At 42.7% G+C, this 646-nt stretch carries 2 protein-coding genes; both read left to right on the forward strand.

Translation table 11 applies throughout. The features are described 5' to 3' along the window. The first annotated feature begins 73 nt into the window (after window positions 1-73). Window positions 74-448: a 30S ribosomal protein S6 gene (gene rpsF / locus DRV96_RS17830; RefSeq protein ID WP_005598107.1), complete on the forward strand. Its 375-nt coding sequence runs from the start codon at window positions 74-76 to the stop codon at window positions 446-448. After that, window positions 423-646: single stranded DNA-binding domain-containing protein (locus tag DRV96_RS17835; protein ID WP_119293623.1), on the forward strand; the 224-nt coding region annotated here is incomplete at its 3' end. The genes rpsF and DRV96_RS17835, both read left to right, overlap by 26 nt.

Raw genomic sequence — 646 nt, forward strand, 5'->3', positions numbered from 1 at the left:
GTTTTTTTAATCCTTGCTTCCACAAGTTGGTGACTGGCTAAAGTTGGAGGCTGCTAACCCGTAAGGATAGTCAATGCGTCACTACGAAATCGTTTTTATGGTTCACCCGGACCAAAGCGAACAAGTACCGGCAATGATTGAGCGTTACACAGCGTCTGTTAAAGAAGCTGGCGGTCAAGTTCATCGCTTAGAAGATTGGGGTCGTCGTCAATTAGCATACCCAATCAACAAACTTCACAAAGCACACTACGTGTTAATGAATGTAGAAGCACCTCAAAGTGTAATCGACGAGTTAGAAACTAACTTCCGTTATAACGATGCAGTTCTTCGTAACTTAATCGTTCACACTAAAGCGGCAGTAACTGAAGCGTCACCAATGGTGAAAGCGAAAGAAAGCAAAGTTGCTGAAGCGGTAGCTGAAGTTGAATCAGAGGAAGCTGGCGAGTAATTCGCCGATTGATAATTGCTTAATTCTGAGCGGCTCGGTCGCTTCAACGGTTAAGCAAAGCCAAAACCCGTTAGGGGTTCCGAATTACCGTTTTTGGCTTGAACATCGTTCAATTCAAACCGAAGTAAATTTAGAGCGTCAAGCGTGGTGTAAAATCCAAGTGATTTTAAATGGCAATCAATTTAGTTTAATAAGATC

It is taken from the genome of Azohydromonas sediminis (genome assembly GCF_003574675.1).
Lineage (GTDB): Bacteria > Pseudomonadota > Gammaproteobacteria > Burkholderiales > Burkholderiaceae_C > Calidifontimicrobium > Calidifontimicrobium sediminis.